Source organism: Streptococcus mitis, from assembly GCF_009496155.1.
Taxonomy (GTDB): Bacteria; Bacillota; Bacilli; order Lactobacillales; family Streptococcaceae; genus Streptococcus; species Streptococcus mitis_BQ.
The window spans coordinates 1-19,911 of sequence record NZ_WIJP01000011.1; the positions used below are offsets into that span (position 1 = coordinate 1).

Genomic DNA, 19,911 nt, shown 5'->3' on the forward strand with positions numbered 1-19,911 from the left:
CGATGAAATCAAGCATTAGTAAAACCAGTGGAACTTACCCTGAAACGGATTTCCACTGGTTTTTACGATTTTTATCAGACTAACTTCCACTTCTACTAGCGGTGGAACTTAGTTTGGAAATTTACCAACTCTTTTGGTTTTGCTCTATTCAGAACATGAGGACAGTCAGGGATGATCTGGAACTGGGAATTTGACATCAGTTCTTGAATAGCTTTCATTGAACTAAGATTTGGCTTATCCTGACTACCACAAATTAACAAAGTTGGATAGGGACAAGTCTTTGCAATCTCCCTTAAATCAAGTGTTTTTAATTCCTCAGAAACTCCAACCAGAAGCGATTTATCTGCTCCCTGTTTCTCAAATATCCTCTTAGGAAGCAATTTAAATATCAGCAACTGAATGTAAAAAGGGATATTGCCCGCTAGCTTCAATGGACAACCTGATAAAACCAAGGCCTGAAGATTTGGCAAATCGTAACTTGACAGCTCTAATGCAAGTGCAGCTCCTAAGGACAAACCGATTAGAACAAAAGGTTCTGTCTCCTTTGATAAGTCCTGATAAACGTGTTCCTTGGCTTTTCTATAGCTAGTAACTCCAGTAGGGAATAAGTCAAGGGCTTCAGAGGGATAATCTACAAGCAACTCTTGCACTTCTTTCCAACTCTCCGCTGACTGACCTAGTCCATGTAAAAATATTAGTTTCATTTAGTTCTCCCTCATTGATAACTCATACAAACCTCTCACTGCATTACAGCCGTAAATAGCTTCAGCTTGTGCTAAGTCTGCCAAGGTCAAAACTTTCTCTTCTACCTGACCTGTTTCTAACAAATGCTGACGATAAATTCCTGGCAAGATTCCAAGTCGGATAGGTGGCGTGTAAAGTTTCCCAGCAATTTTCAGAACCAAATTTCCGATAGAGGTTTCAAGCAATTCTCCTTTTGTATTATGGTAAATCTTCTCTTGTTCCCCTAAACTCAAATGCGGTCGGTGAGTCGTTTTGAAGTAGGTAAAGGCTTGTTGCAAATTGGCTTCCTGAAGGCAGAGTTGGGTCTGACAAAAACTTGGACTAAGAGGTGTTAATATTTGACGATCGACTTCTATCTTTCCAGATTTGCTGAGAGAAATTCGCAAGCGGTAATCTTGATTAATGTCACAAGATCGACACTCTTCCTCTATCTTTTGTTTCAAGTATTCTGCATCAAAAGGATAGGAAAAATAACGACTTGCCTTTGTCAACCTTTCTATATGTTGATTTTCAAACAGTAAGCTTTTCTGGCTGATTTCCCCTGTAGTAATCAGTTGGAAGCGAGCTTGTTTACGATAAAGAACTGCCGCCTTTTGATGAACCTCTCGGTACTCAGATTCCCAAGTGCTATCCCAAGTAATGCCACCACCCACTCCATAGATGGCTTTTTCTCTATGCAGTTGAATGGTCCGAATAGCGACATTAAAAATCCGTCGTCCATTTGGAAGCAAGAGACCAATCGTTCCACAGTAGACTCCGCGCGGTTGAGGCTCCAAGTCCTTAATGATTCCCATAGTCGCAATTTTCGGAGCTCCTGTGATGGATCCACAAGGAAAGAGAGAGCGAAAGATTTCAACAAGGTCAACATCTGCTCTCAACCAACTCTTGATGGTCGAGGTCATCTGCCAGACAGTCGAATACTGCTCCACTTGACACAAACGCTCCACATGTTCACTTCCCACTTCAGAAATACGGTTCATATCGTTGCGCAAGAGATCCACAATCATCATATTTTCAGAGCGATTTTTGGGATCCTGCTCCAACCAGCTAGCCTGTTCTAAATCTTCTTGGTCAGTTACCCCACGCTGAGTCGTTCCCTTCATTGGTCGCGTTGTCAACTCACGGTCATTCTGCTCAAAAAAGAGTTCTGGGCTCATGGAAATCACTGCCATGTCGTCATGTTCAACATAGGCATTGTAGCCCGCCTCCTGTTCTACCACCATGCGATTGTATATGGCAAAAGGATTGGCACTTAAGTCTTGCTTGAGTTGGACAGTGTAGTTGACCTGGTAGGTATCACCCTGACGTAGATGATGATGAATCTGAGCAATAGCCTTTTCATAGTTTGCTGCAGATGTTACTTCCTGCCAATCAGAAGGCAAATCAACCTCATCATAAGTCAGAGGAATAGGGGATGTTTCTACGCTATCATGAACAGTAAAGTAAAGCAAGTACTCGCCCAGTAGAGGAGTTTTGTGAACTGCAAACTTCTCCTCAAAAGCTGGTGCTGCCTCATAGCTAACATAACCAACCACATAATAGCCTTGCTCTTGATAGCTTTCCACTTGTGCCAATAAGGCTGTTACTTCCGCTACATTTCTCGTTTTTAACTCTTTGATAGGTTGGGTAAAGGTGTATCTCTCCCCCAAAGTCCTAAAATCAATCACTGTTTTTCTATGCATAGCTTAAGTATAGCATAAAAAGGTAAATCAAGAAAAACTTAATCTACCTTTTTACTCATCTATTTAATACAATCTATACTTTAAAAAGATTTCCTGCAAATCCATCTGATTTCTGTAAGAGTTGTTTGTAAACCTTCCATTTAAGATCTACAGTATTCTTGAAATCATTTCCTTGAAGGTCTTTTTCGACCGCGGCATCAAATAAGGTCTGAAGTTGTGCGTAAGTTGAAATCTTTTGACCATCGATTTCAATTTCAACAAAACCTCTTTGAGCTTTTTCATGTACTTCATGATACCATGCTTTCTTCCATGCTTCTAAGCTTTGGAATTTGCCGTTAGAAACTTTATTAATAATAAAGTCATCACCAAGACCCTTATTTCCAGCTGCTTTAGATTCTTGTTTGTATTTGTTTGATGCATAACCTATGAACCCGTCTAGATAACCGAAGTAACCCCACATACGGAAGGTATTATGTTTGAATGAGATTGAACCAACCGCACTCTTACTTGTATTACCACCATAAATACCTGTCATCATATTTACTACAGTATAAGCAGAATCAAATCCTTCAGTACGGTAATGACCATTTCCTGGCAATCCATGTTTCGTTGCAAAGTTTCCATCAACCAGTTGATCAATACTTGTCAGTTTCGTATTCTTTTCGTCATCATTCAAATCACGAACTAAATCCCATTGATGTGGTTCACCAACTAAGCCATTGCGATCCGCTTTTTCACGATATTTCTTATCGATCTTCTTGAACCACTTATCATTTGTTCCAGTATTTTTCTTGATGACAGACTCAGCTTCTAAGTAATCAAGCATCATCATGGATTCATTGTAATTCTTCATGTAGTGATCGATTTTCTCACGACTATTTAACACATTTGGATTATAGTTGTAAATTTGATTTCCATCATTTTGACGTTCGTAAGCCATGTTTAATCCTAAGGCACCATATTCTCCATTTGGATTTGAAACTGATGGTGATTGTAACATACCTTGAGCGAAGGCTTCAACGTCTGTTCCTTCACGGTGACGCCATGTTCCTAAGTAGGCCATACGGTCATTGATGTGAGTTGTTTCGTGAGTGAATGCAGATGTACCAAAATCACTAATCATGCTAGAGATGATGTAATATACAGCCTCTTGTGGTTGTGGATTTTGGAAGATATAAGCGTATGCACCCATTCCATTGTATCCGTGCCACTTATCAGTCGGACCATAGAATTCACGAATTGGAGCAAAATCGCCTTTCTTCGTATGTCCCATACGGTCAACCCATCCCAAACCTGGTACATCATGGTTATCCCAAATGGCAGATGGTACCATATTTTCACTCTTAAGAAGATTATTTCGTACATTATCTGCAGCAAGTCTTGACCAGAAGTCTAAATAATTGATTTGTTCTTGCGCACGTAAATCAACTTGCTTCTTGAACGCTTCACGTTCTTCTGCTGTGTTCTTACCGTATTTCTCAAATGAACTAAAGGCAATGGTATTATAGGTTGTAATTAAGATCATATGCGCTTTCTTCAGATTCAGAAGTGGTAGAATATAACGTCCGTGATGTCCATTATTAATTACTTCATATAATTTATGTTTCTTATTCGCAAAATCAGGATTTGATGATTGTTTCTCAACAACATAAGCGTTATCTGCAATGTTGTTCTTGAACCAAGTATTCATATCTGTTTCACTAGTGAATAATTCCATGTTGTACTTCAGGAATTCATGTAAGTTAGCTTTACCAGTAGCACTTGCAAGGGCTCTGTTGAATGCATCATGTGATTGATCACCTTTTAGGTTGTTAGCATTTGACGAGAAGCTGATTAATCTATCTAGGACGTTAACATTCTTACCGTAGAAATCCGGTTTGAAGGTCATCATATTCTTGATGTTTAATCCGTCGTACTTAATTCCATAGTATTGGTTTAAGTAAGCAAGAGCTAACATGATTTTAGCTTTATTGTCTTCAACTTTTTTAATCAATGCACGTTTAGCTGCTTCGTCAGTATTCAGTTGGTGATCTTCATTTTCAACTAAAGCTTTAACTAAAGCATCAAGATTATCTTTTACTTCTTTGAAGCTTTCTTCCATGTATAACATCTTAGGATTGTTATTAATCTTACGAACTTCATCTGAATCAAGTTCAACAGAAGCTAATTTAGCTTTGATATCGCTGATCAATTGTGTCCTATCTTTAACAACCATATTTGGTGTATAGACAATATCACCTAATCCTTCAATACTATATTCACGAACTTGTTGAACCTTAGATTCTTTTTGTGTAATAGCTTTAATTTCTTTCGTCTTATCAGCGTAATGAATCATAATGTGATCAGCATCTGATAAGTCGGTCACAAATTGTCCATCTTTCATACCTGTAACAGATAAAACTTCAGTAGTTAGTAATTTAGAACCTGCAGGAATCTTATTACCTTGATTTACAATCCATTCTTTGTTGTAGAACGGTTGAAGTTTTTCAATATTACGGTAAGCAAGCTCACGAGAAGCATCGTAATCTTGAGTAGCTTTGTAGGTGTCAGATTTTGGTTTCACTTGGTTCAGTCTATCTTCCACAAGTGGAGCAATTTCGAATTTATCGGCTGTAATTCCGAATGACTCTATTTTCTTGTTTGCTTCTTCTAAGCTGATTTCTTGGATTCGTTTACTACGAGAATATTTGAATGAACGTTTCCCTTCACTCACACCTGTAACAACATAGTTTCTATCTATCCAATTATTTGTAAAGTAGCCGTCATCATCAACAAGATCTTTAGAACCATAGAATTCCTCACCATTCTCAACTTTCATCATTGTAACAGTATCAAGAACTCGACCCCATGGATAGTTTTTACTAATGAAACCACCAACTTCAACAGGAGTTTTCACCTTAATAGTTCCTTTAACGACAGATTGACTAGTAAATGCGTATTTATTAACCCCATTTCCATCGTAACCATTATCTGTTCTAGCAACAAGACCACCAATACGAGCTTTATTGGCTACAATATCAGCATCAACATAGGCTTTTTTAATATTCCCTTTCCAAACTTCTCCAGAAATACCACCCATATCCCAGCCTTTATCGCCGACACCAGCAAGTTTACCAACAAAGGCAACATTTTGTAATAAACCACCAACATCCACTTTGTTTACAATACCTGCAATACCATCTTTACCAAGGATGCTACCAGTTACCTTGACATTTTCAACCGTAGCGTTTTTAGCTACTCTTGATAGTGCTGAAATATTTTCAATCCAAGGCATATTAATATTAACATTACCTAAGTTAATGTTATTAATTGTAGCGCCTTCAACATTATCAAATAACTGACGAGCCATATTGTGAATTGTATATTGTTTTCCATCGACACTTGTTAAAGTTCCGCTGAATTTACCAGGTACATATTGTTTATTCGGAGTTGGTACATTTGCTGCATTCAAATCTGCACCAAGTTTAAAGGTACCACTTGGATTAGCTTTCATAGCCGTTACTAGGTCGTTAAAGCTATAATATACATCACCATCGTGTGCTTTTTGTTTTTCGAAGTAATGAACATACTCGTTTGCCAATTTAGAAGCATCTGTGTGTTGAACTAAATCAGGAGCTGTTGCAGTAATTTTGTATAAAGTTTTTCCGTCTTTTTCTACTTCTTCAATCTTATCAACAGCCAGTCTTGTAACTTTGTTGTCGTGAGTTGTAACTCGTAGGTAGAGTGGAGCAAGATCAGCTGGTTTTTCTGTCAGTAAACTAGTGTCTGTTTCATTACCGTCAGCGTCCACACTCATCAAGCTTGTTTCTTTGATGTTCTTGATTTCAACTTTTTTGAGGTCAATTCTTAGCGGCTCTTCCTTCAGAACTTCTTCCTCATCGCCCTCACCACGGTCATAAACCATCTTCGTTTCAAGTTTATAATCTTTGTAGTATTGTAAGTCTGTCAAAGAAACTGTTAGATCTTCTGGTGAAACATTCAATGTCTTCACAATCTCATCACCTTTTTTCAGAGTTAGGGTGATAGATTTAATGGCTGCCTTACTTGGATTTTCCAAATTATAACGGATTTGAGATGATCGTTTCAAATCTTGAACATCAACAAGTGACAAAGTTAAGATTGGTTTTTCAAAGTTTTTAGTTCCTAATTTAACGATATGATCTTGGTCTAACTCCAGAACCTGTTCCACAATTTTCGGTGCTTCTTCAGTTTTTAAACCTTTGATAGTTTTGTAAGTCTTGGTAACTTTTTTCTGTCCATCTTTTCCTTCTTGGACAGTAACTCTTTCACCTTTTTTCAGTTGGTCATCTTCTTTAACAACTTCCTTAAATGGAATCTTTTCAAGACTTTCTTCTACCAGAGTTCCTTCAATTGGTTTTGTCCCACGACTTATTTTTTTAGTGACTGGTTCTTTGATGACAGTGGTTGTTGTATTTAAAACTTGATCAGTCTCAACACCGTCGAGAGTCTTATAAGTCGTTTTGGTAATTTGACTACCCTTTTCTCCATCTTGAACTACAGTTTCTTCATCCGTATATTTGGTTGGATCCTCGATAATTTCTGTCTTATAGTCAATCTCAGTAGTAGTTTCTTTCGTAACCGCTCCCTCAGTTACTTTATATTCAGGTAACTTTTCTTGAACTAAAGATTCGCCCTCTTTACCAGTTTCTTGAGTGCCTTTGGCTTCAATTTTCCCTGAATATTCTGCTTGTGGATCTTGAACTAACGATTCGCCCTCTTTACCTGGTTCCTGCGTGCCTTTGGCTTCAATTTTCCCTGAATATTCTGCTTGTGGATCTTGAACTAACGATTCGCCCTCTTTACCTGGTTCCTGCGTGCCTTTGGCTTCAATTTTCCCTGAATATTCTGCTTGTGACTCTTGAACTAACGATTCGCCCTCTTTGCCTGGTTCCTGCGTGCCTTTGGCTTCAATTTTCCCTGAATATTCTGCTTGTGGATCTTGAACTAAGGATTCACCCTCTTTGCCTGGTTCCTGCGTGCCTTTGGCTTCAACCTTGCCAGTATATTCTGCTTGTGACTCTTGAACTAACGACTCACCTTTTTTACTGCTTGTATTGGTCTTAGACTTTGATTCTTTAAAGTAACCAACATACTCATATCCTTCGATATAAATAACACCTTCAGCCAAGCCTTCATGTGTAGAGGCTGAAATAGTTTGGTTATAAGAAAGCAATTCTTTATTCTCAAATGCAAAGGCAGTAAAAGGTACAAAATTGCTGACTCCAATAGAACTGATTAACAGAACCCCAAGTACTTTACTACGGTGTTTCTTGGAAACTAATAAAACCGCTATCGAGGCCGTTGCCAAGCCAAGACCTGCCAAAGCAAGCTCCTTACTTCCTGTGTAAGGAAGTTGTTGACTGTTAGTCGCCTTCTTGCGATAAACTACATAAATAATATCTTCATCTTGAAATTCTGTTGGAACCTCATGATGAATCAGGGCTTTTTCAGACTCGGTCAATTCCTGCTCCGCTAAATAACGATAATGAACGTTATGAGCACCACCGACTTCATTGGCTTGAACCTTGTCTACTGAAAGGGTACCAGCACCAAAAAGGAAGGCCCCGATGGCTACAGGACCTACCCCAACAGTTAGCTTACGAATCGAATATTTGGTGATTTTTTCTAGTTGTTGTTTTGTTTTTCTCATTCTTATGACTTTCTAATAGAATCTTGCGGGTAGTGCGCACGCGCACCTCCAATTAATTTTGGACGACTTGCAAGAGCCGTTACATGGGCATGCCCAATTTCTCTCAAAAGAGGGCGAATCGGAACCTGAACATGCTTGACATGCATGCCAATTGCAGTGTCTCCGATGTCCAATCCAGCATGAGCCTTGATAAATTCAACCTCAACTGGATCCTGCATAAACTTGAAGGCTGCCAACTGACCTGAACCTCCTGCATGAAGGGTAGGAAGGACACTGACGATTTCCAGACCAAACTGCTCTGCAACCTGACGTTCAACAACGAGGGCCCGATTGACATGTTCACAACCTTGAACAGCTAGATGAATCCCTTTTTCTTCTAGGATATCTAGGATGGTCTTCACAATGATTTCGCCAATTTCTTGGCTAGATTCCTTGCCAATCTGACCACCTATCACTTCACTAGAAGAAAGCCCCAAAACAAAGATAGATCCTTGCTTCAAATTAGCCTTTTCTAATATATCTTTTACAATCTGGCTTGTTTCTCTTTGAATGTCTTTTTCCTTCATACTTGATACCTCTTTTGTCATTATCTATCATATCGTTTTTTCTACTTTTTAGCAAGATAGACAACCTGAAAACCTTACTCCAACCTGCATAAAACTCCCAGAATTGACTGGGAGTTAGCTAGTTTCTATTCTATTTATGCATATTTTAACCGTCGTACCTTTTAAAGGGGCAGAATCGATCTTCATATGGTAATCTTCTCCAAAATGAAGTTTGAGCCGTTGGTCAACATTTTGAAGACCAACTCCCCCACGTTTGAGTTGACTTTGACTACTATCACCAACATCTTGGAAGCCAACGCCATCATCCTCAATACGGATGACCAAGCCTGAATCCTGTTTCTGGACAGAAAGTTTAATATGTCCCTGACCTTCTTTTTCCTTAATGCCATGGTAAAGAGCATTCTCTACAAGGGGTTGCAACACCAGCTTAGGCAAGACTAGCTTATCAAAGGCCGGATTTTCAGCAATTTCGTATTCCAGCTTATCTCCATAACGTTGTTTCTGGATAAAGAGATACTGGCGGACATGATTGATTTCGTCAGACAGGCAAATCAAATCCTTCCCCTGATTGAGAGCCAAGCGGAAATAGGTTGCCAAGGACTTGGTCACCTGAACCACTCTCTGACTATCCTGAAATTCAGCCATCCAGATGATGGTATCCAAGGTGTTATAGAGGAAATGCGGATTAATCTGGCTTGACAAGGCTTGAAGTTGGTACTGACGGGTTGTTTCTTCCTGCTTGCGAATAGCTACCATCAGGTGATCAACCTGATCCAACATGGCATTGAACTGGCGAGTCACTTCTCTCAGTTCATAAGCACCAACCTCCTTGGCACGCAGATTTTGAGCACCAGAAGCAATTTCCAGCATGGTTTCTCTCAAATCCTTCAAAGGGGCAATCCAGCGTTTAAGACTGAACCACACCAAGCAGAGACAGGCAAGAAGAGATGTGACACTAGCCCCAAGCAAGGTCCACAAGAGTTGACTCCGAACCTGGTCTAACTTTTCCAGTGATGACACGCCAAGCACCGTCCAATCAGTTCCTGCAATCTTTTCCTGACTGACGTAGGATTGGTGGTCGAGCGTATAGCCCTGCCCTGTCTCAATATAGGGTTTCATGGCCTCCATTTCGCTAACTGAGCTATAGACTGTATGTTTAGGATGGTAGACAAATTCATGGTTTTCATTGATGATAAAGGCAAAGCCCTGCTGACCCAACTGGAGTTGATTGAGATAGGCTTCCAGAGTTTCATAGGAAATATCCAAGCGAAGAACACCCAGATTGGCTCCCTTTGCATCAAGAAGTTCCTGAGTGACAGAAATAACCCATTGACTATCTGATTTATGAGCTGGAGTCAAAACGGGCATGGCTCCCTGATGAATGGCCTTTTGGTACCAGTCCTCAGACATCATATCTAAGGAGGTTTTCATCTGCACACTGTCATCTGTAGAAATGACCTGACCTGATTTGGTCACCAGCACAACAGCTTTCAAGTCCTGGTCTGCCTTCAAGATAGTCAAAAATAGATCTCGAATTCCCTTGACCTTGTCTTGACTTGGATTCTCAGCATAGGCTAGGACTTCCGTCTGCTCGGTCAAACTGGTCGAGGTGGTTTCTAATTTTTTGATATAAGAATGGATAAAGTGGCTAGTCTGACTGATAGTCGTTTGACTATTGCTCTCAATGCTAGCCTCAATGGCCGAGGAACTAGATTGATAGTAGAAAGTCCCCACCACAGCTAGGAGAATGAGAAAGACCAGAAAGATGGAAATAACCATTCTGACTAGGAGAGAAGAACGTTTCATCGACCTTCCCCCTTCTTAAACTGACGAGGCGTCACACCCGCAATCTGTTTAAAGCGTTGGGTAAAGTAGTTCATATCTTCAAAGCCAACCTTTTCTGCTATCTCGTAAATCTTCAGGTCTGTAGTTAAAAGTAAGAGCTTGGCTTGTTTGACACGTTCTCTCACCAGATAATCCTGAAAAGGCAGGCCCAACTCTTTCTTAATCAAAGAACTCAGATAAGTCGGACTAAAGCCCAAGTCACTGGCCAAAGACTTTAAACTAAACTGGCTATCGGCCAGATGGGACTGGATTTTCTGGGCCATATTTCCCTCAAACTTATCGGTCAATAAATCTTGTAACTGCTCTTCTTTCTCTTCCTTGTCTAGTTTTTGCTTGATTTTCCCCAACATTTCCTCAATATCCCGACGAGAAAAGGGTTTGAGCAGGTAGTCGTCCACACCGAGTTTGACAGCAGACAAGGCATAATCAAAATCATCGTAGCCTGTCAAAAAAACTAGATGAACCTGAGGATAGGTTTCTCGGACCAGACTTGCCAACTGGATACCATTTAGCTGGGGCATGTTGATATCGGTTAAAATGATATCCGGAACCTGCTTTTGTATCAATTCCCAAGCCTGCCTTCCATTTTCAGCCTGACCGATGATTTCCATATCGTAGGCGGCTACATTGACCAGCTTAGTCAAGCCTTGTCTTACCAGATATTCATCTTCTACGATTAAGATTGTATAGGTCATGCTTCTCTCCTTTATCACTTACTATTATCAGTATAGCAAAATTCTCCTCTAACTGCTTAGGAAAGCCCTCTTAATCAACATAATCTAGTAAATAAGCGTAGCCTTTTTCTTCCATTTGGTCTTTGGGAATAAATCGAATAGAGAGACTATTGATACAGTAGCGCAAGCCACCCTTGTCCTGAGGACCGTCCGTAAAGACATGGCCCAGATGAGAATCTCCCACTCGGCTTCTCACTTCCATGCGTGTCATATTGTAGGACTTATCTTCCTTGTAGGTGGCAACATCTGGACTGATAGGTTGGGTGAAACTAGGCCAACCACAACCAGACTCAAACTTGTCCTTTGATGAAAAGAGGGGTTCGCCAGTTGCTACATCCACATAGATACCAGATTCAAATTTATCCCAGTAGCGGTTTGAAAAAGCCCGTTCTGTTTGATTTTTCTGGGTAACTGCATACTCCTCAGGTGACAGGGTCTTTTTCAATTCTTCATCACTTGGCTTAGGATATTTGCTGGCATCAATGACGGGGTAGGCCGCCTGATTAACATTGATATGGCAGTAGCCATTTGGATTTTTCTTTAGATAGTCTTGGTGGTAATCCTCTGCCACTACAAAATTCTTCAAGGCTTCCTTTTCAACTGCTAGAGGTTGATCGTATTTCTTAGCCACCTCATCAAAGACTTGGTTAATCACCTCTAAATCCTTGTCATCTGTGTAATAAACACCCGTACGGTACTGGGTTCCCACATCATTTCCTTGTTTATTTTTGCTGGTTGGATTGATAATGCGGAAGTAATGAAGCAGGATTTCCTTGAGGGAAATTTGCTTGGCATCATAAGTGACATGGACAGTTTCCGCATGACCTGTTTGGTTAATCAATTCGTACTTTGTTGTTTCCCCTTTACCATTTGCATAGCCTGAAACGGCATCTGTCACTCCAGGCACGCGTGAGAAGTATTCCTCCACTCCCCAGAAACACCCCCCAGCTAGATAAATTTCGTGCAAGTCTGCATCTTTACTCACTTCTGTTTTTTTCACTGTTTTTCCTCCCTGGCTAACTGACGCTTTCTCAATTTGCGAGCTATCTGTCTGCCCTGCATTTCGCATCAATAGAAAATAGAAACCGCTTATGGCTAGGAAAAATACTCCTAGTAACAAGATGATTTTTAACTTATCATTCATAGGACACCTCCTAGGCTAATTCCTTCAAAGTTTGCAAAATCGCATCTTTTTCCATAAAACCTGGTTGCGTTTTGACCAATTTTCCCTCACCATCTATAAAGGCTTGAGTTGGGTAAGCACGGACGCCATAAGTTTCCAAAAGTTTTCCTGATGGGTCAACTAGGACTGGGAAATTTTTATAATCTAATCCCTTGTACCAATTCTTAAAGTCCGCTTCAGCTTGTTCTCCCTTGTGACCAGGAGACACCACTGTCAAGACCACATAATCATCACCAGCATCCTTAGCAATTTCATCCGTATCAGGAAGGCTAGCTAAGCAGATAGAACACCAAGAAGCCCAGAATTTGAGATAGACTTTCTTGCCCTTGTAATCAGACAAGCGGTAGGTCTTGCCATCTACTCCAGTTAGCTCAAAATCAGCCACCTCTTTCTCTTTAGCCGTGCTTGTTTTACTAGCTGTCTGCTCCATCTTCATCTCATCTTTCATTTGGTGTTCACTGGTCATGGACTTGCCTGAACAAGCCGTCAAACAAAGGAGCGAACCTGCTCCAAGAACACATGTTTGCCATTTTTTCATACTGATATTCCTTTCCATTTCATTCAAATAACTGACTTAAAATTGAAACATTTCCAAACAGAACCAAGAGTCCCATCACAATAATAAGGAAACCACCCACTTTTTTGAGGGTTCCAAGATAAGGATGGAGTTTTCGGAAATGTTTCAAAACATAGCTGGAGGCTAGGGCTAGAACCAAGAATGGTAGCGCCAAACCCAGCGTGTAAACCAACATGAGACCAGCTCCCTGCCAAGCACCTGAGCCACCTGAAGCCGCCAAGGCCAAAACAGAACCAAGAACCGGCCCTACACAAGGCGTCCAAGCAAAACTAAAAGTCAACCCCAGTAAAAATGCCTGACTATAGCCCTTACCCTTTTGCCCCTGTAATTGTAGTCTTATTTCCTTGTAGAGCCCCTTAAAATGCAATACCTCCATCTGGTGCAAGCCTAAGAGAATGATAACCGCACCCGTCACATATTGAAACCAAGATGCATAAAGCAAATCGCCTAAAAAACCAGCTCCATAGCCTAGTAAAATAAAGATAAAGGAAATCCCTGCTATAAAGGCCAGCGTTCTCAATAAACTAACAACTGAGATGGAAAATTTGCCACTAGAAACCTGAGCACCATCTTTATCATCTAGTAACACCCCTGCATAGACTGGTAACAAGGGTAAGATACAAGGAGAAAAGAAGGATAAAATCCCTGCTAAAAAGACACTTAAAAAGAAAATATGACCCATAAAGTTCCTCCTATTATTTTATTGATAGATTTATTATACTCCTTCCATTTTCGAAAAAACAGGGACAATGATAGGGAAAAATAGGAATTTAATCAGGTTATATAAAAAATATTGCAAAAAAAGCCAGACAAAGTCTGACTTCGATAGAAACAGAAAATAGAATTCAACATTCTTCCCTACTTATACCATAATAAATAAGATCCGCAAGATAGCCTTTTCTCTCTACACCATTGGTAATAGTCTTTAGATAGGACATTCCAGCCTTCTCCATGACACGACCTGAAGCTGGATTGAGACTAGCATATCGTGCTCTGACATCTTGAAAACCTGCTTGAGTAAAACAAAAGTCCAAGACAGCTTTCAAGGCCTCTGTCATCATACCATGACCCCAGTATTTCTTGCCTAACACATAACCAATTTCACAAGAAGAATTGTTCTCATCTATTGCAACGATGCTGATATCTCCTATCACCTGCTCCGGGTTTTCTTTGAGACAAATGGCCCATTTGTAATAGTTGGGATTTGTATAGGAGACAACCCAATTACGAATCGAATTTCGAGTCACCTCGACATCAGGATGAGGTTCCCAAGTGACGTAGGTTAGATTCTCAGCGGATGAAGCCCAATTCTGAAACATGGCTTCTGCATCACTTTCCACAAATCTTCGCAAGATTAAACGATCTGTCTGTAATATTTGTGTAGCAATAGATTTCATGACGCTATCTCACTTTCTGATAGATGATTCTCTGTCCAATCTCCATTAAAGCTTGTTTTACTTTTGAATCTCAAGGTAATAAGTTAAAAAGGTCCCCCGGACCTTCTCTCACTTTCTTATTTCAAGGTGAGAGGCTGAAAACCTCCACTGGAGGTTTTCACTCCCAAAAGTCATCAAATACGGTGATGGGTAGGTGGCGTTTGTGTTGGCCTTTATGCCACCAGTTTTCAATAGTCGCTTGAGCTTCTGGGCTGATTATTTTGCCTTCTAGGTAGTCGTCAATCTCTTCATAGGTGACTCCAAGTGCGACTTCATCAGCTAGGCCTGGTTTGTCTTCTTCTAGGTCTGCTGTTGGGATTTTTTCATAAAGGGCTGGGTCTGCGCCAAGTTCCTGCAAGAGTTGTTTTCCTTGACGTTTATTGAGGCGGTAAAGAGGGAGAATATCCGCACCACCGTCACCAAACTTGGTAAAGAAACCTGTGATATTTTCCGCAGCATGGTCTGTTCCAATGACCGCTCCGCTATGGGCACCAGCAAGGGCATATTGGGCAATCATACGGCAACGTGCCTTGATATTCCCCTTGTTGAAGTCTGAAACAGGGCTTCCTGTTGCTTCAACTGCTGCTGTCATGGCGTCAGCAGATTCCTTGATATTCACCACTAAACTGACATCTGGCTGGATAAATGCTAAGGCTTTTTGAGCATCTGCTTCATCGGCTTGTACTCCGTATGGCAGACGGACAGCGATAAATTTGTAGCTGTCATCTCCTGTCTCTGCTCGCAGTTCTTCCATAGCTAATTGGGCCAATCGACCTGCTAAGGTTGAGTCTTGTCCCCCAGAAATCCCTAGTACAAAGGTCTTTAGGAAGAGATGTTTTTTCAGGTATCTTTTTAAGAAATCAATCGAACGACGGATTTCTTCCTGGGCATCAATCACTGGTTTCACACCCAGTTCTTGGATAATCGTTTCTTGTAAACTCATTCTTCTTCTCCTTCACCGAGGGCTTCCTTGCGCATCTTATCAATCAAGTCCATCTTATCTTGCCATACATCACGCGCCAAATCTACTGGGTAGTGCTGCGGATTGAGCACACGCTTGTACTCATCCCAAAGCTTGTCAAATTCCTTACGAGCATAAGCCTGAATCTCAGTCAAGCTAGGTAGGTTGTAAATCAATTTTCCGTCTTTGAAAATATCCACCAAGAGAGGAACAGCATCAAAATTACGAACGGTCTTCTTGATGTAGGTATAGGTCGGATGGAACATCTTGATTTCAGTCATGTCGCTCACATCCACACCGTCATAAGTGATGTAGTCGCCTTCTGACTTGCCTTTTTCACGACTGGTAATGCGCCACACCTGCTTCTTACCTGGCGTAGACACTTTTTCCGCATTATTAGACAGCTTGATGGTATTACGCATCTGGTCATTTTCATCTTCAATGGCAACAATCTTATAAACTGCCCCAAGAGCTGGCTGGTCATAGGCTGTAATCAGCTTTGTACCCACACCCCAGACATCAATCTTAGCCTTTTGCATCTTGAGGTTGAGGATAGTATTCTCATCCAAATCATTTGAAGCATAAATCTTAGCCTCTGTAAATCCAGCCTCATCCAGTTGCTGACGGACTTTCTTGGAAATGTAGGCAATATCCCCAGAATCAATCCGCACACCCATAAAGTTAATCTGGTCACCCAGCTCACGCGCCACTTGAATGGCAGCTGGCACCCCAATGCGAAGGGTGTCATAGGTATCCACAAGAAAGACACAATTTTTGTGAGTCGCAGCATAAGCCTTGAAAGCCTCATAGTCATTGCCATAAACCTGTACCAAGGCATGGGCATGGGTTCCCAAGACAGGAATGTCAAAGAGTTTACCAGCACGCACGTTGCTAGTTCCATTGGCGCCACCAATCACCGCTGCGCGTGTTCCCCAGATAGCTGCATCCATTTCTTGCGCCCGACGTGTCCCAAACTCCATCAAGGGTTCATCTTCAATGACTGAACGAATACGAGCTGCCTTAGTCGCCACCAAGGTCTGGTAGTTGACGATGTTCAAAAGAGCCGTTTCGACCAATTGACATTGGGCTAGAGGGCCTTCCACCTGCACAATCGGTTCATTAGCAAAAACCAAGTCCCCTTCTTGGGCAGAACGAACGGTCAACTCCAACTTGAAATTGCGAAGGTAGTCCAAGAATGCCCCATGATAACCAAGCGACTCCAAATATGCAATATCACTATCTGAAAAACGCAAGTCTTCAAGATAGTTCACAATTCTTTCCAAACCAGCAAAAACCGCATATCCGTTCTTAAAAGGCTGTTGGCGGAAATAAACCTCAAAGACCGCCTTTTTATTGTGAATCCCTTGGTCAAAGTAAACCTGCATCATGTTAATCTGGTACAAGTCCGTGTGCAATGTCAAACTATCATCTGGATACATACTTTTCCTACTTCCTTAGCTAGAAACCCATGAAAATTTTCAAAAACTTTCATGTATTCCAATAAATTAGTACTATTATATCACATTTTAGCTGGATTGAGAAAAGAGTAACAAGCTATTCTCCACTCTCTAGTTCATCCATATCTTGTTCAAACTTTTTCTGCGCCCATTCACCATAGCTCTTCAGACCAAGATTGCCAATAAAGACCCAGGGAAGGTAAATAACATAAGTAATGAGCCAAGCAGAGAGGTATTTAACATTCAAAGGATTGTGCTGATAAATTTCTATGTTGAATTGATAATTCTGTAACATCAAAAGAGCCGTAATAGCCAAGGTTAGGAAAAAACAACCCAAAATCGTAAAATGAAAACGACTATAGTAGGTCACTCCCAGATAACGGGCACGATTGAAAAAGAAGAAAATTCCTACTATCAGAGTATAGACTAGAAAATTCGGATTAAAAAGAGATGGAGCCAACACTGCCACCAAATAGCTTAGAAGTACAAGTCCAATGAAGAGGGTAAAGGATTCTGCCCCAGCTTTATTGATTAGTTGTTCTTCTCTTTCGTCAAGTAATTGATAATGAATGAATTTATTTACCATCTTCTTCCTCCCAAAATAGTTGGTCTAGGGTTTTCCCTAGACATCTGCAAATGGACTGACAGAGCGAAAGACTGGGATTGTATTTTCCCGCCTCTATCAAACCAATAGTCTGGCGCGTCACCCCGACAGCCTCTGCCAGTTGACCTTGAGTTAAATCAAGCTCTACACGAGCTAATTTTAATTTTAAATTTTTAGCCACCTGCGTCCTCCTTCTATTTTTTAAAAAGTTGCGCTTCTTTTTAACAACATTATATCATATATCTAACTTTATGCAATATATAACTGTCATTTTGTAAAATTTTATTAACAAAAAACTCTCTACCACAAAAAGATAGAGAGTTTGGAGTTTAAATATAGGATTTCAAAATATCGACGACATCACTTCTTTTCTTAACCTGATAAGACTTGATTCCCAATTTCTCAGCTGCAATTGTATTGTCCTCCATATCATCTAGAAAGACACAATTTGTAGATTATAACCGCTACTTATCGATAGCTACTTATATCCATCAGTCCACCTCCATACTTATGTAAAGCCCCCTCTTTACTTTATGATTTTGTATTCTCCTCACAAATCTTTTTGGTAATAATATCTTTTCCCAATGTAGGGATAGTCTTGTAACCTAAAGACTTCCTTGTAGCCATACCTTTTATAAAAATCTGGCGCCTGGAACTGGTAAGTATTGACAAAAGCAAAACGACAGTTTCGATTCTTAGCTTCAGTTTCTACTTGCTGCAATAGTTTTGAACCGATTCCTTGCCCTCGCAATTCCTCTTTCACAAACAAATACTCGATTTCTAGCCAATTTCCGAAAGTCTCAGCTACCAAGCCCGCCATAAGATTGCCCATTTCATCTTCAACATAAAGATTCAGTGGCTCACTTTCAGCTTCTTCTCTTTTTGAACGATTATAAGCACGAATCAAATTCCCAATTTCTTGTGCTTTCTGGGATTCCTTATTTTCCAATCTAAAGTACATCTAAACCTCCTCAAACATTGTTACAGCTTGATTATAGTCTTATTTCAATAGACTGTCAAACTAGCAAAAACTCACCAACCTGAGTTGATGAGTCCTTAATCTATTTTCTAAATTTCCACTGGCTATAAATCCCGAAACCGATAATCCAGATAGCTGATCCAATTGCTCCGACAAATGTAGACTCTTGTAAAAAGAGGGTTACAAAGACAAAGGCAAAGAAGAGCATGGTTAAAGGATTTAAGAAACGATAGTGGGGCATGAGGTAGCCATCCACCATAAAGTCTGGTGACTTGCGGTATTTAAGGTGAGCCACCATAATCAAGATATAAATGGCAATATAAACACCTGATGATGATGCTGTAATCAAGGCAAAGGCATCGGAAACTCCTGGCAAGACATTAATAAAGGCTGCTAGGGCAATCAAGATTGCTGAGGCGATGATGGCATTTTGTGGCACATTGTGGCGAGAAAGAGTATCTGCCTTAATAGCCTTTAAGAATGGATTTGGCGAATCATGGGCAATCTGGTATAAATGACGACCTGTTGAGTAAAGGGTTGAGTTGAGAGCAGATGCTGCTGACGTCAAAACGACGAAGTTAATCAAGGCTGCTGCCCACTTGATACCTGCTAATTCAAATACTGTAACAAAAGGAGAATCAGCCGATGCAAGTTCACGCCAGGGAATGATAGCCATGATGGCTAAGAGGGCACCACCGTAGAAAAAGGCGATACGCAAAGGAATTTCCTTAACAGCTTTTGGCAAGACCTGACGTGGATTTTTAGTTTCAGAAGTCGTTACCCCGATAAACTCAATCATGAGGTAGGCAAAGAAGACCATCTGGAAAGCCATGACAAAGTTCACTCCACCATTTGGGAAGAGGGAGAAATTGTCAGCAATATTAGCCAAACTTGCTGCTCCATGAGGTGTCTTAAAGCCTGTCAAGACCATAAAGACTCCTGTAGCAATCATGGCTAAAATAGCCACAATCTTGACCATAGCAAACCAAAACTCAACTTCCCCAAAGAGCTTCACCGCAATCAGATTGACCAAGGCTAGAATGGTCAAAAATCCAATCTCAATCATCCAACTTGGCCAGCTAGGAAACCAAAACTGAACATAGTGAGAGATGGCTGTGATTTCCGCCATACCGATAAAGACAACGGATAGCCAGTAGGACCAAACCGAGAAATAACCCCAGCCCTTACCCAAATGGCGCGTGATAAAGTTGATAAAGGTATGTTGCTCAGGATCTTGATAGAGCATTTCCCCAACTGCTCTCATCATAAGGAACATGAAAGCTCCAGTAATCATATAAATCAGTACAATGGAAGGACCTGTTAGGCTGATAGAGCGACCTGCACCCAAAAAGAGTCCTGTTCCGATTGTTCCAGCAATGGCCATAACCTGCACGTGACGATTGGTCAGACCACGCTCCATCTTGTTTTTTTTCTTCTTTGAACTCATATAGTCTCCAATTCTTTTTAAACCT

Annotated in this window: 16 protein-coding genes; all 16 read right to left on the minus strand. The window is 40.7% G+C overall.

Annotated elements, in window-relative coordinates; genetic code table 11:
- Nucleotides 1-95: 95 nt before the first annotated feature.
- On the minus strand, nucleotides 96-704 hold the full coding sequence (locus tag GEZ84_RS07545) for an alpha/beta fold hydrolase (protein WP_153224073.1): 609 nt from the start codon (nucleotides 702-704) through the stop codon (nucleotides 96-98).
- Nucleotides 705-2,426 (minus strand): aminodeoxychorismate synthase component I, encoded by a 1,722-nt coding sequence (gene pabB / locus GEZ84_RS07550; protein WP_153224074.1) that lies wholly within the window; start codon nucleotides 2,424-2,426, stop codon nucleotides 705-707. It abuts the gene before it with no gap.
- Between the two features lie 73 nt (nucleotides 2,427-2,499).
- Nucleotides 2,500-8,097 (minus strand): ZmpA/ZmpB/ZmpC family metallo-endopeptidase, encoded by a 5,598-nt coding sequence (locus GEZ84_RS07555; RefSeq protein ID WP_153224075.1) that lies wholly within the window; start codon nucleotides 8,095-8,097, stop codon nucleotides 2,500-2,502.
- 2 nt (nucleotides 8,098-8,099) lie between these two features.
- A complete protein-coding gene (locus tag GEZ84_RS07560) occupies nucleotides 8,100-8,663 on the minus strand; it encodes a TIGR01440 family protein (protein WP_194252046.1) in 564 nt (187 codons plus the stop codon).
- A 114-nt stretch (nucleotides 8,664-8,777) separates the two neighbouring features.
- On the minus strand, nucleotides 8,778-10,469 hold the full coding sequence (locus GEZ84_RS07565) for a cache domain-containing sensor histidine kinase (RefSeq protein ID WP_153224077.1): 1,692 nt from the start codon (nucleotides 10,467-10,469) through the stop codon (nucleotides 8,778-8,780).
- Nucleotides 10,466-11,203 carry a response regulator transcription factor gene (locus GEZ84_RS07570; RefSeq protein ID WP_153224078.1) on the minus strand — a complete coding sequence of 246 codons (738 nt, stop codon included), beginning with the start codon at nucleotides 11,201-11,203 and terminating at the stop codon, nucleotides 10,466-10,468. Before GEZ84_RS07570 ends, GEZ84_RS07565 begins: the two co-directional genes overlap by 4 nt.
- Nucleotides 11,204-11,273: 70 nt before the next feature.
- On the minus strand, nucleotides 11,274-12,386 hold the full coding sequence (msrB, locus tag GEZ84_RS07575) for a peptide-methionine (R)-S-oxide reductase MsrB (protein ID WP_153224079.1): 1,113 nt from the start codon (nucleotides 12,384-12,386) through the stop codon (nucleotides 11,274-11,276).
- 10 nt (nucleotides 12,387-12,396) lie between these two features.
- Nucleotides 12,397-12,963: a redoxin family protein gene (locus GEZ84_RS07580; protein WP_153224080.1), complete on the minus strand. Its 567-nt coding sequence runs from the start codon at nucleotides 12,961-12,963 to the stop codon at nucleotides 12,397-12,399.
- 19 nt (nucleotides 12,964-12,982) lie between these two features.
- Entirely contained in the window at nucleotides 12,983-13,684 is a 702-nt protein-coding gene (gene ccdA2, locus GEZ84_RS07585; RefSeq protein ID WP_153224081.1) for a thiol-disulfide oxidoreductase-associated membrane protein CcdA2, read from the minus strand.
- 163 nt (nucleotides 13,685-13,847) lie between these two features.
- Entirely contained in the window at nucleotides 13,848-14,399 is a 552-nt protein-coding gene (locus tag GEZ84_RS07590; protein ID WP_153224082.1) for a GNAT family N-acetyltransferase, read from the minus strand.
- Between the two features lie 157 nt (nucleotides 14,400-14,556).
- Entirely contained in the window at nucleotides 14,557-15,381 is an 825-nt protein-coding gene (gene nadE / locus GEZ84_RS07595; protein WP_153224083.1) for an ammonia-dependent NAD(+) synthetase, read from the minus strand.
- The gene (locus GEZ84_RS07600; protein ID WP_153224084.1) at nucleotides 15,378-16,838 is read right to left on the minus strand and encodes a nicotinate phosphoribosyltransferase; all 1,461 of its coding nucleotides are present in this window, start codon (nucleotides 16,836-16,838) and stop codon (nucleotides 15,378-15,380) included. Before GEZ84_RS07600 ends, nadE begins: the two co-directional genes overlap by 4 nt.
- 115 nt (nucleotides 16,839-16,953) lie before the next feature.
- Entirely contained in the window at nucleotides 16,954-17,442 is a 489-nt protein-coding gene (locus tag GEZ84_RS07605) for a DUF6773 family protein (RefSeq protein ID WP_153224085.1), read from the minus strand.
- Nucleotides 17,432-17,641 (minus strand): helix-turn-helix transcriptional regulator, encoded by a 210-nt coding sequence (locus GEZ84_RS07610; protein ID WP_001107500.1) that lies wholly within the window; start codon nucleotides 17,639-17,641, stop codon nucleotides 17,432-17,434. Before GEZ84_RS07610 ends, GEZ84_RS07605 begins: the two co-directional genes overlap by 11 nt.
- A gap of 369 nt (nucleotides 17,642-18,010) precedes the next feature.
- Nucleotides 18,011-18,421, minus strand: coding sequence for a GNAT family N-acetyltransferase (locus tag GEZ84_RS07615; RefSeq protein ID WP_153224086.1), 411 nt, complete (start codon nucleotides 18,419-18,421; stop codon nucleotides 18,011-18,013).
- Nucleotides 18,422-18,521: 100 nt separating this feature from the next.
- Nucleotides 18,522-19,886, minus strand: a complete 1,365-nt coding sequence (locus GEZ84_RS07620; RefSeq protein WP_194252047.1) for an amino acid permease — start codon at nucleotides 19,884-19,886, stop codon at nucleotides 18,522-18,524.
- Nucleotides 19,887-19,911 lie beyond the last annotated feature (25 nt).

What these genes read in the sequence shown, in the direction of transcription:
- GEZ84_RS07545 (WP_153224073.1), bottom strand. Translation starts at nt 704, where the DNA reads ATGAAACTAATATTTTTACATGGACTAGGTCAGTCAGCGGAGAGTTGG.
- GEZ84_RS07565 (WP_153224077.1), bottom strand. Translation starts at nt 10,469, where the DNA reads ATGAAACGTTCTTCTCTCCTAGTCAGAATGGTTATTTCCATCTTTCTG.
- GEZ84_RS07600 (WP_153224084.1), bottom strand. Translation starts at nt 16,838, where the DNA reads ATGTATCCAGATGATAGTTTGACATTGCACACGGACTTGTACCAGATT.
- nadE (WP_153224083.1), bottom strand. Translation starts at nt 15,381, where the DNA reads ATGAGTTTACAAGAAACGATTATCCAAGAACTGGGTGTGAAACCAGTG.
- GEZ84_RS07590 (WP_153224082.1), bottom strand. Translation starts at nt 14,399, where the DNA reads ATGAAATCTATTGCTACACAAATATTACAGACAGATCGTTTAATCTTG.
- GEZ84_RS07605 (WP_153224085.1), bottom strand. Translation starts at nt 17,442, where the DNA reads ATGGTAAATAAATTCATTCATTATCAATTACTTGACGAAAGAGAAGAA.
- GEZ84_RS07580 (WP_153224080.1), bottom strand. Translation starts at nt 12,963, where the DNA reads ATGAAAAAATGGCAAACATGTGTTCTTGGAGCAGGTTCGCTCCTTTGT.
- ccdA2 (WP_153224081.1), bottom strand. Translation starts at nt 13,684, where the DNA reads ATGGGTCATATTTTCTTTTTAAGTGTCTTTTTAGCAGGGATTTTATCC.
- GEZ84_RS07615 (WP_153224086.1), bottom strand. Translation starts at nt 18,421, where the DNA reads ATGTACTTTAGATTGGAAAATAAGGAATCCCAGAAAGCACAAGAAATT.
- GEZ84_RS07560 (WP_194252046.1), bottom strand. Translation starts at nt 8,663, where the DNA reads ATGAAGGAAAAAGACATTCAAAGAGAAACAAGCCAGATTGTAAAAGAT.
- GEZ84_RS07555 (WP_153224075.1), bottom strand. Translation starts at nt 8,097, where the DNA reads ATGAGAAAAACAAAACAACAACTAGAAAAAATCACCAAATATTCGATT.
- GEZ84_RS07570 (WP_153224078.1), bottom strand. Translation starts at nt 11,203, where the DNA reads ATGACCTATACAATCTTAATCGTAGAAGATGAATATCTGGTAAGACAA.
- msrB (WP_153224079.1), bottom strand. Translation starts at nt 12,386, where the DNA reads ATGAATGATAAGTTAAAAATCATCTTGTTACTAGGAGTATTTTTCCTA.
- GEZ84_RS07620 (WP_194252047.1), bottom strand. Translation starts at nt 19,886, where the DNA reads ATGAGTTCAAAGAAGAAAAAAAACAAGATGGAGCGTGGTCTGACCAAT.
- pabB (WP_153224074.1), bottom strand. Translation starts at nt 2,426, where the DNA reads ATGCATAGAAAAACAGTGATTGATTTTAGGACTTTGGGGGAGAGATAC.